Genomic DNA, 14,293 nt, shown 5'->3' on the forward strand with positions numbered 1-14,293 from the left:
CCAGGCGGCCTGTGCGACAGTCGTAACCGGTCCTTCCGTCAGCCGTGGCCCGCATCTGTGCCTGCATCGGAGTTCTTCATGTCCCCCCATGTCTTCGCGGACCGCCCCGCCGGCCAGCCGCCGGAGCGTGGCTCGGTCGACGCGTTGATCTCGCAGACGCGCCGACTGCTCGGCGACGTCGACGCGGTGCGGCGCGAGACCGCGGACACGGGCGCGCAGACAGACCCCGAGACACGCTGGCAGCGCGCGCTCTACGAGCTGGCGGTGCATCAACTCAACGACCTGGACCGGCACTTGGCCCAACTGCGCGACGGTCCTGCGACGCGCACCGGGCCCCCCTCCCCGCGCACCTCCGTCGACCCGCGGCCCGGCTCCCTGCTCAGCCGCGTCGGCAGCGCCGAATGGAACCTGCTCACCGACGATGCCACCTGGTCCGGGGAGCTGTACCAGATCCTCGGCCGCGACCCGGCCTCCCCCGCACTGACCCTCGACGAGCTGCCTGCCCTGGTGCACGCCGACGACCAGCCAAAGCTGACCGCGATGGTCACCGACTGTCTGATCGACGGCAAGCCGATCGACGGGGAGTTCCGCGTCGTGCGTCCGGACGAGTCCGTGCGCACGGTGCACATGATGGGCGAGCCCGTGCTCGACGCCGACGGCTCGACCGCCTCCATGTGGGCGGTCGTGCGCGACGTCAGCGAACTGCGCCGCAGCCAACGCGCGGTGAGCGAGACCCGTGACTCGCTCCAGCGCCAGCGGCACATCGCGCAGACCGAGCACCGGCTCGCGGTCGAGCTGCAGGAAGCCGTGCTACCGCCGTGGCGTGGCTCCCTGCGGCTCCCGCGCAGCGCGCCCGACGCCCCGGGCGCACTCGACGTGGCCGCCCACTACCTCCCCTCCGCGACCAGCGCGCTGATCGGCGGCGACTGGTACGACGCACTCGAACTACCGGACGGCCGCGTGCACTTGGCGGTCGGTGATCTCGCCGGCCACGGCGCAGCGGTGGCCTCGGGCATGGCGATGCTGCTCGGCACGGTGCGCGGCATGGCCTCGTGCGGCACCGCACCGGCCGACCTCCTCACGCAGGTCAACCACCTCCTGGACACCTCCGCAGGGCCCTCCCTGGCGAGCGCCCTGTGCTGCCGGTACGACCCGGCGGCCCGCACACTGGCGTGGGCGCAGGCGGGACACCCCGCCCCGCTGCTGCTGCGCGACGGGACGGGGCGTGCGCTCACGCCGCCCGAGGGCGCGCTGCTCGGCGCGGCCGCCGGCACCGACTACGCGGGGGCCGAGGAGCCGCTGCGCACGGGCGACGTCCTGGTGCTGTACACCGACGGACTCGTCCCGCGACGCGGCGGTCCCACCGCCACGGACCGACTGCTCGCCCTCGTACCGCAGTTGGCCACGGCCGACGACGCACAGGAGTGCGTGGGCAGGATCGTGGACGCGTTCGGCGCGAGTGAGCGCGAGGACGACGCCTGTGTGCTCGTCGCCCGGATCGGCTCCTGACGACGTACCGGATCTTGTGGTGCGGGTGTGGTGTGGTTACGCCTGCATGCGCTTCCCCGTCGACCTGGGCAGCGCCAGCTTGATCTCGTGGCGCAGGTCCTCGATCTTCGGGTACCCGGCGTACTGACCGGTGAGCCGGTACATCTCGCGCAGCCGGTCCCAGGTGCGATGGGACGAGTTCGACCCCATCGAGTTCAGGGCCAACCGCGCGTACCGGTCCGCCTGTTCGGGGTCGTCGGCGATGAAGCAGGCCGACGCCAGGGACAGGTGGTCGAAGATCTTGGAGCGGTCACGGCCGCCCACCCGCAGGGCGAGGGCCTGCTTGGCATGACGCTGGGCGATGACGGCGGCGCCCGGCTCGTGCTCGGCGAGGGTGCGGTAGGCGAGGGCCTGCATGCCGTGCAGGTCCGCCTCGTCGAACATCTGCATCCAGCTCGGTGGCGGCACGTCCCCCTTGTCGGAGACGAAGAGGTCCTCCGCCTCGCCGAGTGTGCGGCGCATCGCCTGCCCCTTGCCCATGGACGCCTGTGCCCAGGCCTCGATGGTGTAGAGCATGGCCTTGGTGCGCGGCAGCACCTCGTCGCCCGAACCGGACTTGGCTAGCTTCATCAGGTCGAGCGCCTCGTCGGGTGCGCCCAGGTGGATCTTCTGCCGGGCGGCCCGCGAGAGGGCCTCGCCGGCCCGCGGCCGGTCGCCTCCCTCGCGCGCGGCGTGCGCGGCGATGACGAAGTACTTCTGGGCCGTGGGCTCCAGGCCGACGTCGTGCGACATCCAGCCCGCGAGGACGGCGAGATTGGCGGCGACGCCCCACAGGCGCCGCTGCAGATGGTCGGGGTGGCGGTAGGAGAGCATTCCGCCGACTTCGTTGAGCTGGCCCACGACTGCCTTGCGCTGCAACCCGCCGCCGCGGGAAGCGTCCCAGGCCCGGAAGACCTCGACCGAGCGCTCCAGTTCCTCGATCTCCTGCGACCCGATGGGGGCGGCCTCGTAGCGGTCGAACCCAGCGGGGTCGGCGTGCAGGGGATCGTCGGTCCTGGGAGCGTCGGCCGCGAGGGCCGGGTCGGTGTGCAGCCAGTCGTGCATGGCGCTGCTGAGTGCGGATCCTGCGGCGAGCGCGGCACCCGCGCCCACCAAGCCGCGTCGGTTGAGCATGAGGTCCATTCCCGTGAATTCGGTGAGGACCGCAGCTGTCCGATCGGGCGCCCACGGCACTCCGTCGGGGCCCTGTTGCTCCAGGCCCCCGCCGCCCTGCCGCTTACCCACGCGCCCGTGTCGGACGAGACCGAGGTCCTCGATGGTCACGACACGGCCGAGTCGCTCGGTGAACAGCGCCGCCAGCACCCGCGGTACCGGATCGCGCGGGATCTCTCCCATGTCGATCCAACGCCGCACCCGCGAGGTGTCCGTCGCCAGTTGGGGGTGGCCCATGGCCGCCGCCTGCCGGTTGACGAGTCGCGCGAGTTCGCCCTTGGACCAGCCGGCCAGGCCGAACAGGTCGTTCAGGCGGGTGTTGGGTTGTCCGCTCACGTAAGCCCCCAGGTTCTCGGCTGAAATCGACAGTAGCCCTCTGTCAGTTGCTGAGCGACTATTCGCCAGGGTTCGCCAGGGTGCGCCAGCTGTTGTGCTCGTGGCCCTGAGGTGTCAGGTAGGAATGCGCCACCCCGACCCGGTCCCCGCAGGGCATTCCCCAGGGTGTACCGAAGAGGCCGGGCCGGGCGGCGCAGGCAACTCGTCGGCACACGAAGGGATCTGTATCACCCATGTACGCAGCATCGTCCTCCGTGTCCGCCCCGCCCCGGCCGCTGCGCCCCGCCCGTCCGGCGGTGCCCGCGAGCGGCCCGTACCTCGACCCCGTGCGGCCCGCGACCACGGCGCTCGGAGGCGTCGGCCGGACGCGTCGCGCCCCGGGGCTCGGCACGCAACCCCTCAGCGGGAGACTCGACTTGTCCGGCCCTCAGGGCGCCCAGCTGCGCACGGCGATCGCCTCGGTGCACCGGATCTGCCCGGAGTTCCATCCGGTGCAGGTGCTGCGCCGCAGCCCGCGGTCCGTGCTGATCGTCGGTACGACAGGGCGCAGCACCGCCGTCGCGAAATGTTTACTGGACCACTCTCCCCTGTGGGCGGAGCGGATCCGGCACGAGATAGCCGCATACCGTTCGTTCGTCCGACACCGGCCGCCGGTGCGGGTGCCGCGTCTGATCGCGGCCGACCCGGACAACGGCACGCTGGTGATCGAGCGGATGCCCGGCCGGGTGGCGGCCCTGCAGCGCCACCCGGCCGAGGCACCGCCGCGGGCGGACGTGCGCGCCGCGCTCGGCGCGATCTGCCGGCTCAACCAGTGGCGGCCTCCGGCGGGCACCTTCGACGCGCCACTGGACTACGCGCAGCGGATCAACAAGTTCCACGACCTGGGCCTGTTGACCGACCGCGACATGGGTGACCTGCAGAAGCTGCTGCACGGCATCGCGCATGCGTCGGGCCGTGGCGGCATGGGGCAGTTCTGCCACGGCGACGCCCTCCTGTCGAACATCCTGCTCTCCCCCGCGGGCCCGGTGCTCGTGGACTGGGAGCACGCCGGCTGGTACCTGCCGGGGTACGACCTGGCGACGCTGTGGGCCGTGCTCGGCGACGCCCCGGTGGCGCGCCGTCAGATCAGCCAGCTTGCCCAGGCGGGCGGACCCGCGGCGCGCGATGCGTTCCTGGTCAACCTGATGCTCGTACTGACACGGGAGATCCGTACGTACGAGACGGCCGTGCAGCGTTCCCTGCACGAGCAGACCCCGGCGGCTCCGGGTCCGGCCCACCCGGGTGCTGCGCCGTCCGGCGAGGAGCAGCGGCTGTTGCTGCGCCGCCTGCACGACGACTGCAACATGGCCCGCAAGGCGGTCCGTGCGGCGGTCGGCACTCGCTGACGGGGACGAAGATCCGCGGTGCGCCCGGGAGGTCATGGCGCACCGCGGATCTTTGTCGTGTGCCGGAAATCCGGAAATGACAGCGGTATTGGTCTACGCCACTGACGCACCGCAGGCGGTCGCACCACCGCGCCGGAAACCCGGGCACACGCCATCTGACATGGGAAATCCTGGGAAATTCCGTTGCCCGTCGGATGATTGACGGATGGTCGGCGAGCCGATACCACTGACGCACGACAGGCCCGCACGCCCCGAGCGACCATCCGACCACCACCGCTCCCAGGAGGCACCGTTGCACCGGTCCACCCGTTACATCGCCCGCAGACGTCCCCGTGCGGGAGCGCGGGCGGCGGGCACGCTCGCCACGGCGGCGCTGCTCCTTCCGCTGCTCGGCGCGGCTCCTCCGCAGGCGTCGGCGGCCGCGCCGTCGGCCCGACTCCAGGGCGCGTTCGCCGCGGCCGCGGCCGCGTACCGGGTGCCGCAGAGCGTACTCCTCGGCGTCTCGTACCTGCAGTCTCGGTGGGACGCACACGGCGGCGCGCCGAGCGTCACGGGCGGCTACGGCCCCATGCACCTCACCGACGCGCGCACCGCCATCGAGAACACGGTGGCGCACAGCCACGCGGAGGGCGACGCCCGTGGCGACGACTCGCGCGCCCCGCTGAAGGTCTCCGACGCCGTGCCGAGCGAGGGCCAACTCCCGGCGCGGCTAAGGACGTTGCCGCGGGCGGCGGACCTGACCGGCATCCCGGCCGAGCGGCTGCGCAGCGATCCGGCGGCGAACGTACGCGGTGGCGCGGCCCTGCTCGCCGCGGCGCAGAAGCGGCTCGGCAAGCCGCTCAGCGAGAACCCGGCGGACTGGTACGGCGCCATCGCGGCGTTCTCCGGCGCGGACGACTCGGCGACCGCGGCGACGTACGCCAACGACGTCTTCGCGGTGATCCGCGACGGCGAGCAGCGCACCACGGACGCCGGTCAGGACGTGCGGCTCGCCGCGGACCCGGCCGCGCGGCCGCAGGCGGCGCAGCTCGAGAAGATGGGCCTGCGCAAGGTCGACGGCGCGGACACCGAGTGCCCGCGCACCGTGTCGTGCGAGTGGATCCCGGCACCGTACGAGGAGTTCGGCGACGGCGACTACGGCAACCACGACCTGGCGGACCGCCCGAAGGACCAGAGCATCGACTACATCGTCATCCACGACACGGAGGGGTCGTGGGACGTGTCGCTCAAACTGGTCCAGGACAAGACGTACTTGGGCTGGCACTACACGCTCCGCTCGACGGACGGCCACATCGCGCAGCACGTCAAGGCGAAGGACGTCGGCTGGCACGCGGGCAACTGGTACGTGAACGCGAAGTCGGTCGGCATCGAGCACGAGGGCTTCCTCGCCGATCCGGACGCCTGGTACACGGAGGAGATGTACCGGTCGTCGGCGCGCCTGGTGTCGTACCTGTCGAAGAAGTACGACGTCCCGCTGGACCGGCAGCACATCCTGGGTCACGAGGACGTGCCGGGGCCGACGACGGCGACCATTCCGCAGATGCACACGGACCCGGGCCCGTACTGGGACTGGGCGCACTACTTCTCGCTGATGGGCAAGCCGTTCCACCCGACGGCCGGGGCGCGGGGCGGCGTCGTCACGATCGATCCTCAATTCGCCGAGAACCAGCCGGAGTTCACGGGCTGCACCAAGGCGGGCGAGGCGTGCGTGGCGCACGGTTCGAGCGCGGTGCGGGTGTACACGGCGCCGAGCGAGGACGCACCGCTGGTCAAGGACATCGGTCTGCGGCCGGGCGGCCAGGACTCGACGATCGATGTGAACGACGTGGCGTCGCGGGTGTCGACGGGCCAGCAGTACGCGGTCGCCGAGCGCAAGGGCGACTGGACGGCGATCTGGTACCTGGGCCAGAAGGCCTGGTTCAAGAACCCGAAGAAGCAGCCGACTGCCGTGAACGCCAAGGGACTTGTCGTCGAGCCGAAGGCGGGCGCGAGCGACGTCCCGGTGTACGGGCGGGCCTACCCGGAGGCCTCGGCCTACCCGGCGGGGATGACGCCGCAGGCGATCTCGCCGCTGCCGTACAAGCTCATGGCGGGCCAGCGCTATGTGGTCGGCGGGCGGACGGCTGGTGAGTACTTCTACTCGCCGACCTTCGACACGGCCCCGCACAAGGTGGTCAAGGGCAAGGACGTCTACTACGAGATCCAGTTCGGCCACCGCGTCGCCTATGTGCGGGCGGCGGACGTGCGGGTGCTGCCGTCCACGGTGTCGTAACCGGCTTTCCTGGTACGGCCGTCGGGCCCGGGTTCGCGTGGGGGCGGACCCGGGCCCGACGGCTGCGCGGGCCCGGTCAGTCGAAGACGTAGCGGCGACCGGCCACGGCCTTGATCTTCTTCTCCCCGAACAGCGTGCTGCGCAGGGTGAGTTCACGGGTCCGGCTCGCGGTGACGGTGACCCGGGTCGCGCGCCCGCCCGCCCATTCGATGTCGACGGTGGCCCCGCCGCGGGCCCGAAGACCGCGCACCGACCCGTCGGGCCAGCTCGCCGGGAGCGCGGGCAGCATCTCGATCACGTCGAACTGGCTCTGCAGCAGCATCTCCACGACGCCGGACGTGGCACCGAAGTTGCCGTCGATCTGGAACGGCGGGTGGGTGTCCCACAGGTTCGGCAGGGTCGAGGCCTTGAGCTGCTCGGAGAGCATCTTGTGCGCGTGGTCGCCGTCGCGCAGGCGGGCCCAGAAGTTCACCTTCCAGGCCTTGGACCAGCCGGTGCCGCCGTCGCCGCGCGCGGTCAGCGAGACCTTCGCCGCGGCCGCCCAGGCGCTGCCGGGTTCGATCTGCCGGCCGGGGTGCAGCGCGAACAGGTGCGAGACGTGCCGGTGGTCGTCGGTGGGGCCGTCCAGGTCCGTCTTCCACTCCTGGAGCTGCCCCCAGGAACCGATGCGCAGGCCGGGGTCCAACTTCGCGAGGGTGTCCGTGAGTTGCTGCCGGAAGGCGGGCGTGTCCCCCAGCGTCCGTGCCGCCTCGAGGGTGTTGGTGAGCAGGTCGTGGACGATCTGCTGGGACATGGCGGCGCCCGCCGTGAAGTCTCCGTGCTCGGGCGAGTAACTCGGCGTGACGACAAGGGTGTTGTCGCGGGGGTCGGTGCGCAGGTTGTCGAGCCAGAACTCGGCGGCCGACTTCATCAGCGGGTACGCGGTGGTGCGCAGGTAGTCGGTGGAGCCGCCGAAGCGGTAGTGCTCGTAGAGCTGCGCGGTGAGCCACGCGGCGGCCTCGGGGAACCAGAACGCCGTGGACCAGTCGTGGACGCCCGTGAAGCCGTACGGATTGGTCTCGTTGTGGACGACCCAGCCGCGGCTGCCGAACATCTCCTTGGCGGTCCGCTCGCCGGGAGCCCGCAGCGCCGCGACGAAACGGTCGTACGGCGCCGTGGTCTCGGGCAGCGCGGCGGCCTCGGCGAGCCAGTAGTTCATCTGCAGGTTGATGTTGACGTGGTAGTCGGCGGACCAGGGCGGGGTCGTCGAGTTGTTCCACACGCCCTGCAGGTTCGCGGGCAGCGAGCCGGGCCGGGAGGACGCGATGAGCAGGTAGCGGCCGTACTGGAAGAAGAGCGCCTCCAGGGCCCGGTCGGCGGCCGTGGTCCCGCCCGCGTACTGCTTGAGCAGCTGGTCGGTGGGGACGTCGGCGGGCGGGGTCTGCCGGATGTCGAGGGCGACCCTCTCGAAGAGGGCACGGTGGTCCTGGACGTGGCGGGAGCGCAGTGTGGTGTGGCTCTTCGCCGCGGCCGCGTCGACGGCCGAGGTGACGGCCGCGTGCGGGTCCGCGCCGCGGTAGTCGGGATAGGTGTCGGCGTAGTCCGTCCCGGCGGCGAGGACGAACCAGGCGCTGTCGGCGCCGGTGACGGTGAGGCTCCCGTCGGCGTTCGCGGTGAGCGTGCCGCCGTCGTGCCGTACGCGGATCTGCGCCTCGAACTTCAGCCCGTTGTCGGCGAGTTGACCGCGCACCGTGAGCCGGTCCCCGCCCGCCTTCGCCGTGAAGTCCGTACGGGGCGAGGTGTACCGCAGGGTGAAGGTGACGGCGCCGGGACGGTCGGCGTACAGCCGGCCGACGATCACCCGGTCCGGGTACGAGGCGAAGAACTCCCGTCCGTGGGCGGCGCCTTGGTCGGTGTACGTGACGGTGGCGAGGGCGGTGCGCAGGTCGAGGGAGCGGCGGTAGTCGGCCGGGGTGGTGGTGGGTGTGCCGGGGACGTCGAGGCGGAGGTCGCCGAAGGTCTGGTGGGCGCCGTAGCCGCGGCGCGGCTGGCCGAGTTCGCCGGCGACGGTGTCGGGGTCGAGCCTGGTGTCCGTGTCCAGGCGCTGCTGCACATCGGCGAGGACGCCGGGGCGCGGGCTGCGCCAGTTCCCGTAGTCGTAGCCGCCCTGGGCGCCGGGGCCGCCGGTCCACAGGGTCTTCTCGTTGAACTGGAGCTGCTCGGAGGCGAGGGTCCCGAAGACCATCGCGCCGAGCGCTCCGCTACCTATGGGGAGCGCCTCGCGTTCCCAGTCGGCCGCGGGCGCCTTGTACCAGAGCAGCAATTCATCGGAGGGCTTCACCGGTGCCGCCGCGGCACTGTCTGCTCCGGCGACCGATCCAAGCCCTGCGCCAAGCGCGACCGCACCAACGGCGGCGCTCTTCATGGTGGTTCTTCGCGTCATCCCAGAAGGCATGCCTCGTCACGCTAGAGGTCCGATGACTCTGCGGCAAGAGGTGTGCACGGGACGCGTGATGGCCCAGGGGTCGGCCCTGCGGGAAGCCCGGGGAAAGCCCGGGGAAAGCCTGACGTCAGCCCTGCTGGAAGAGCTCCGCGGGCAGCGGCTTGAGCAGCGCGTACAGGTCGTCCGTGATGGGGCGGTCCCAGGAGGCGATCGTCACCAGGACGTTGTCACTGCGGTCGAACTGGACGCAGGAGATCCGTGTCTCGGAGAGCTTCAGGCGGCGCACGATGAGGAGGTTGTCGCCCTGCATCACCGGGACGTCCTCGACGCCGGTGACGGTGACCTCCTCGTCGTTCTCCAATGCGATGAGCAGCTGGGCGACCTCGAAGGGGATCTCGCCCTCGGCGGTCTCGCGCGCCGGGGACCCCTCGGGCAGGTTGCCGATGATCATCGCGGGGCCGCGGCCGCCGAACAGGTCGTAGCGCAGGAACACGCCCTGGCAGCTGCCGTCGGGGGCGGGCAGCAGGCCCGCGCCGAGATTGCCCGGCCAGTCGCCCGGATCCATGGCCAGGACATCGAAGTCGGGGCCCGCGGGGGTCGCTGCGCGGCGGCGGAGGAAGGACATGCGGCCCATGGTACGTCGCCGCTGCCCATGGCCCCGCCCCGGGGTTTCGCCGCCCGTCCCGCCCGGCACACGGGCCACGGGAGCCCCCTACTCCCCCAGTGCCCGGGTGAGCCCGGCCTGGTCGGTGCCGATCTTCCGGTACACCGCGGAGAGCAGCCGCACGACCTCCGCCTCCTCCAGGCGCAGCTCCACGGCGATCTCCGCCGGGCCGAGTCCGCGGGCGGCACGGCCCGCCGCGGCCCGCTCCCGTGCGGTGAGCGCGTCGGTCTCGGCGCTGCGCAGGGGACGGGGCCGCAGTCCCGCCGCGGCGAGTTCGTCGCGGGCCCGCTCGACGAGGCCGTCCGCGCCACAGGCGACGGCCGCGTCCAGGCCCCGGTACAGCTGGTCGGCGGCTTCCTTGGCGCGGCCGGTACGGCGCAGCTCCGCGCCGAGGGCGATCAGCGAGCAGGCCAGTTCATATCCGGCCGGTGAGCGTTCGAGGTGGGTGACGGACTCCTCGAGGAGCTTGGCGCGGGCCGCGCCCGAGGAGACTTCCGCGGTGACCCGCAGCGCCTGGCCGATCGCGGACGGCGCCCCGAAGTGGCGGGCCCGCTCGACGGCGTCGTGGGCGGTGGCGAGGGCCCGCTCGGGTGCGTCGTGCGCCTCGGCGCGGGCGAGGTGCAGCTGCCAGGGGCACCAGGACGGGTTGCGCATGCCGCGGGGGTCGAGGCGGCGCCCGGCCGCGGCGAGTTCGAGTTGGGCGTCCTTGCGGTGGCCGAGGGCGAGGAGCAGTTCGCCGTACACGGTCTGCGCGTCGGGGAAGACGACTGCGGCGGGGAACGGCGCCCCGAACGCGTACCGGTCGCGGACGGCCGCCGCCTCGGGGACGCGGCCGCGGGCGAGGAGCACCTCGATGAGCGTGCCGACGGCGTACCAGTGCGCGGGGGTGCCGGGGCCGACGCGCTCGGCCAGGCGCAGGCCCGCGCGGGCGAAGTCCTCCGCCTCTGCCAGGCGTCCGCGCCGGTAGCGGACGTAGCCGAGGATCGTGTACGCGAAGGAGAGGTGGCCGCCGCGCCAGCCGGCGTGCTCGAAGTCGGCGATGCCCTCGACGAAGAGCTCCTCGGTGCGGCCGGGGCGGTCGGCGTAGAGGAACGACATGGCGACGAGGACGGGCACCTCGAAGCCGCGGTCCTCGTCGGCGGCCCAGCGCAGTCCGCCTTCGAGGGCACGCTCGGCGTGGTGGACGACGGTGGCGGCGCACTCGCCGCGCAGCGTGGCGTCCCAGGCGCGCAGCCCGATGATGTAGCGCTCGGTGAGGTCGCGTCCGGTGAGCCGGTCGGCGAGGCGGGCCAGGCGCCGGGAGCGGGCCGGTGAGTCGGGTTCGTCGGCGCGGAAGGCGTCCCACATGAACTGTTCGGCCTGCATGCGAAGGCGGATGCGCGGGTCGCTGGTCAGCCGCATCTCACGGGCGAGGGTCTCGGACGCCTCGGCCAACCGGTCGCTGTGGGCGAGGACTTGGGACAGCCGGTAGACGATGCCGTGGCGCAGGCCGGGGTCGGTGATGGGCTCCTCGAGGGCGGCGCGCAGGTGGTTGACGGTGGTGGCGGGCTCGGTGAGCAGGGAGGCGCTGCCGAGTTCGTAGAGGACGACGGCGCGTTCGTCGAAGGGCGGGGGTTCGCGCAGGGCGCGGGCGAGGTAGCGGCGGGCGGCCTCGGGGGCGCCGGCCCGGACGGTCTCGCGGGCGGCGGCGCGCAGCTGCTGCACGACCCAGGGGTCGCCGTCGGGGTGCGTCTCGAGGAGGTGCCGGGCGGCCGCGGACGGGCCGAGGCCCGCGTTGACGACGGTCCAGGCGGCCTGTCCGTGCAGGGCGACGCGTACGCCGCCGGGGATCGCCCGGTACACGGCGGTGGCGATCAGCGGGTGGACGAACTCCAGGGTGCCCGCGGCGGTGACGTCACCGGTGAGGATGCGGGCGGTGCGCAGCCGGTCGGCGGCGTCGGCGGCCTCCTCGGCGCCCACCCCGGCGACGGACGCGGCGAGTTCGGGCGAGATCTCGGTGCCGAGGACGGCGCAGGCCCAGGCGAAGCGGACGGTGGAGGTGCCCAGGCGTTCGAGGCGGGCGATGAGGCCGCTGCCCTTGACGGCGGCGGCGAGGTCGCGGAGCACATGGGCGCCGTTCTCGTTCGGGGCGAGTCCGCGGTCGCGCACCTTCGCGGTCAGCTCGACGGCCTCGAAGGGGTTTCCCGCGGTGACGGCCCAGCACTCGCGGCAGAACGCGTCGTCGGCGTGCGAGCCGATCCACTCGCGGACCATCCGCGCGATGGCGGGGGCGCTGAGCGGCTCGAGGCCGAGCGGGCGGCGGCCCGCGCGTCCGGGCAGACCGCGCAACGCCTCGGCGTGGTCGGGGAGTTCCTCGGGCCGGTAGGCGACGACGAGCAGCAGCGGCAGTTCCTCGGCGCGCGGCGCGAAGGCGGCGAGCCAGCCGAGGGACTCGGGGTCGGCCCAGTGCGCGTCGTCCAGGACGAGGACCACGGGCGCGCGCTGCAGAGCGAGGTGGGTGAGCACCCAGTCGAGGCCGTCGCGCAGGCCCTGCGGGTCGGGCGGGGCTCCGTCGGAGGGGGCGCACAGTCCGAGGGCGGGGCCGACGATGGCGTACCAACTGCCGAGCCTGGCCCGCAGTTCGGACTCGGGCACCCCGGCGAGCTGGGGCTGGACGAGCTGGCGCGCGACGTGGAAGGCGACGCGCTGCTCCTGGTCGCCGCCGCGGGCGTACAGGACGGTGCAGCCCTTGGCGGCGGCGCGGCGGCGCACTTCGGCGAGGAGGGTGGTCTTGCCGAGTCCGGCGGCCGCGGCGACGGCGAGGAGCGCGCCGTGCGGACGCTCCGAAGGTTCGACGTCGCCGGGGCGCAGCCCGGCCAGCTCGCTGAGCGCCTCGTCCACGACGGCGAGTTCACTCTCGCGCTCCAACAATGTCCGCCGCCCCTGAAGGCCCCGGCCACCGCGCTGCACCATGGCGCACCCCCTGCCGCGGTGCTGCGTCCGGCGCGGGGAGCCGGTGCACGCCGCGGGTTCCAGGCGTCTCAGCCTACGCCGAACCGGCCGGTCCGGAGCGTCATGTGGCCTTCCGCGCAAGGGAGTTGTGACGCTCGTGGTGGCGTGCGACGCGGGCCCGGTTGCCGCAGGAGGGCTTGCACCACTCCTGACGCGGGTGCTCCTTGAGGAAGTAGCGCACACAGCGCGGGGCGTGGCAGGCGCGCAGCCGGTCCCGGTCGGCGCCGGTGAGGAAGGCGAGCGCGGCGCGGGCCAGTGCGGCGGCGAGGAGGTCCGGTGCGGACGCGTCCGCGGTGGCCGCCTCCCGGACGGTCGGGGCCGCGTCGACCTCGGGCCAGTGCAGGACGGGGACGGTGGGCACCAGGGCCGCCGCCGCGTTGAGCCGGGACAGGGCCTCGGGCACGGGCAGCAGGCGGCCGGCGTCGGCGGGGCTCGGCTCCCCCGGGCGCACGGCCCGCGCGAACAGGGCGCGCACGGCGGCCCGCACCTCGCGCACGCGGCGCAGCGTCTCCTCGTCGCCGGTGAATCCGGCGTCCAGGGGCAGCGCGTCGGCGTGCGCGCGCACCCAGGCGGTGAGTCCGTCGGGGGCGAGGAGGTCGTCGGCCACGCCCCCGGTCCCGTCGTGGCGGACGGTGAGGGCGAGGTCGAGGGAGAGCCGGGTGCTGTCGGGTCCGGCCGAGCTGATGTCGCGCATGGACCTAATGATAGGTTCGCCGTCAACCATTAGCGCCCTCCGCGGTGGCGACACGGGGCGACACCGGGTGACGCGGGAGGCGAACCATGGACGGGACCGGCACGACCCTCAACTACTGGCGGGCGGGGATCGACTCCGTACCGGACGAGGTGTGGCGGCACCCGGCGCACCCCGCCCTCGAAGTACTGCTGCTCCCCGACAACCGCCTCACGCACCTGCCGGACCGCATCGGCACGCTGACCGGGCTGCACACCCTGGACCTCGGCCACAACCGGCTGACCTCGCTGCCCGCGCGGCTCGGGGACCTCACCGGCCTGACCCGCTTCCTGTATCTGCACGACAACCGGCTGACCGAGCTGCCGGACACCCTCGGGGCGCTCGACCGGCTCGCGTACCTGAACGTCGGCGAGAACCGGCTCACCACTCTGCCGGTGACCCTCGGCGCGATGAGCGGCCTCGTCGAACTGCGCGCCCAGCACAACCAGTTGACCGCGCTGCCCGACTCCGTCGGTGCGCTCGGAGCGCTGCGGGAACTGTGGCTGCGCGGGAACCGGCTCGACCGGCTCCCGCCCTCCGTACGCGATCTGCGCGAGCTGCGGGAACTGGAGCTGCGCGAGAACGCCTTCACGTCCGTACCGCAGGAACTGCGCGGCCTTCCGCGCCTGCGCCGGCTCGACCTGCGGAGCAACCGGCTGCGCGAACTGCCGTACTGGATCGCCGAGTTGCCCGCCCTGGAGAAGCTCGACCTGCGCTGGAACGACGTCGACGTCGCACCCGGCCTGCTGGCGGAGCTGGCCGGACGCGGCTGCGTGGTGCTGCGCTGACGCGC

At 72.9% G+C, this 14,293-nt stretch carries 9 protein-coding genes; 4 read left to right on the plus strand and 5 right to left on the minus strand.

Going from position 1 to position 14,293, the window contains the following annotated elements; genetic code table 11:
• Window positions 1–78 precede the first annotated feature (78 nt).
• Window positions 79–1,509 (plus strand): SpoIIE family protein phosphatase, encoded by a 1,431-nt coding sequence (locus tag ACIBUY_RS25145; protein ID WP_365574497.1) that lies wholly within the window; start codon window positions 79–81, stop codon window positions 1,507–1,509.
• 36 nt (window positions 1,510–1,545) lie between these two features.
• Here the strand turns inward: ACIBUY_RS25145 and ACIBUY_RS25150 are convergent, their stop codons facing one another.
• On the minus strand, window positions 1,546–3,036 hold the full coding sequence (locus tag ACIBUY_RS25150; protein ID WP_365574494.1) for a hypothetical protein: 1,491 nt from the start codon (window positions 3,034–3,036) through the stop codon (window positions 1,546–1,548).
• Window positions 3,037–3,269: 233 nt separating this feature from the next.
• On the opposite strand from ACIBUY_RS25150, the gene ACIBUY_RS25155 reads away from it, so the two are divergent.
• On the plus strand, window positions 3,270–4,421 hold the full coding sequence (locus tag ACIBUY_RS25155) for an aminoglycoside phosphotransferase family protein (protein ID WP_365574491.1): 1,152 nt from the start codon (window positions 3,270–3,272) through the stop codon (window positions 4,419–4,421).
• Between the two features lie 292 nt (window positions 4,422–4,713).
• Entirely contained in the window at window positions 4,714–6,693 is a 1,980-nt protein-coding gene (locus tag ACIBUY_RS25160) for an N-acetylmuramoyl-L-alanine amidase (RefSeq protein WP_399153775.1), read from the plus strand.
• A gap of 76 nt (window positions 6,694–6,769) precedes the next feature.
• Here ACIBUY_RS25160 and ACIBUY_RS25165 read toward each other — a convergent pair whose 3' ends face one another.
• The 4 genes from ACIBUY_RS25165 to ACIBUY_RS25180 all read right to left on the minus strand — a co-directional run bounded on the left by ACIBUY_RS25165 (window position 6,770) and on the right by ACIBUY_RS25180 (window position 13,464).
• On the minus strand, window positions 6,770–9,097 hold the full coding sequence (locus tag ACIBUY_RS25165; RefSeq protein WP_399153801.1) for a glycosyl hydrolase family 95 catalytic domain-containing protein: 2,328 nt from the start codon (window positions 9,095–9,097) through the stop codon (window positions 6,770–6,772).
• Between the two features lie 145 nt (window positions 9,098–9,242).
• Entirely contained in the window at window positions 9,243–9,740 is a 498-nt protein-coding gene (locus ACIBUY_RS25170) for a hypothetical protein (protein WP_365574486.1), read from the minus strand.
• 87 nt (window positions 9,741–9,827) lie between these two features.
• The gene (locus ACIBUY_RS25175; RefSeq protein ID WP_365574483.1) at window positions 9,828–12,731 is read right to left on the minus strand and encodes an AAA family ATPase; all 2,904 of its coding nucleotides are present in this window, start codon (window positions 12,729–12,731) and stop codon (window positions 9,828–9,830) included.
• A 100-nt stretch (window positions 12,732–12,831) separates the two neighbouring features.
• Window positions 12,832–13,464 carry a CGNR zinc finger domain-containing protein gene (locus tag ACIBUY_RS25180; RefSeq protein WP_399153776.1) on the minus strand — a complete coding sequence of 211 codons (633 nt, stop codon included), beginning with the start codon at window positions 13,462–13,464 and terminating at the stop codon, window positions 12,832–12,834.
• A gap of 86 nt (window positions 13,465–13,550) precedes the next feature.
• Between ACIBUY_RS25180 and ACIBUY_RS25185 the strand changes: the two genes are divergently transcribed.
• The gene (locus ACIBUY_RS25185; RefSeq protein ID WP_399153777.1) at window positions 13,551–14,288 is read left to right on the plus strand and encodes a leucine-rich repeat domain-containing protein; all 738 of its coding nucleotides are present in this window, start codon (window positions 13,551–13,553) and stop codon (window positions 14,286–14,288) included.
• The last annotated feature ends 5 nt before the right edge of the window (window positions 14,289–14,293 follow it).

The organism is Streptomyces sp. NPDC050085, from assembly GCF_044460595.1.
In the GTDB taxonomy this organism is placed as follows: Bacteria; Actinomycetota; Actinomycetes; order Streptomycetales; family Streptomycetaceae; genus Streptomyces.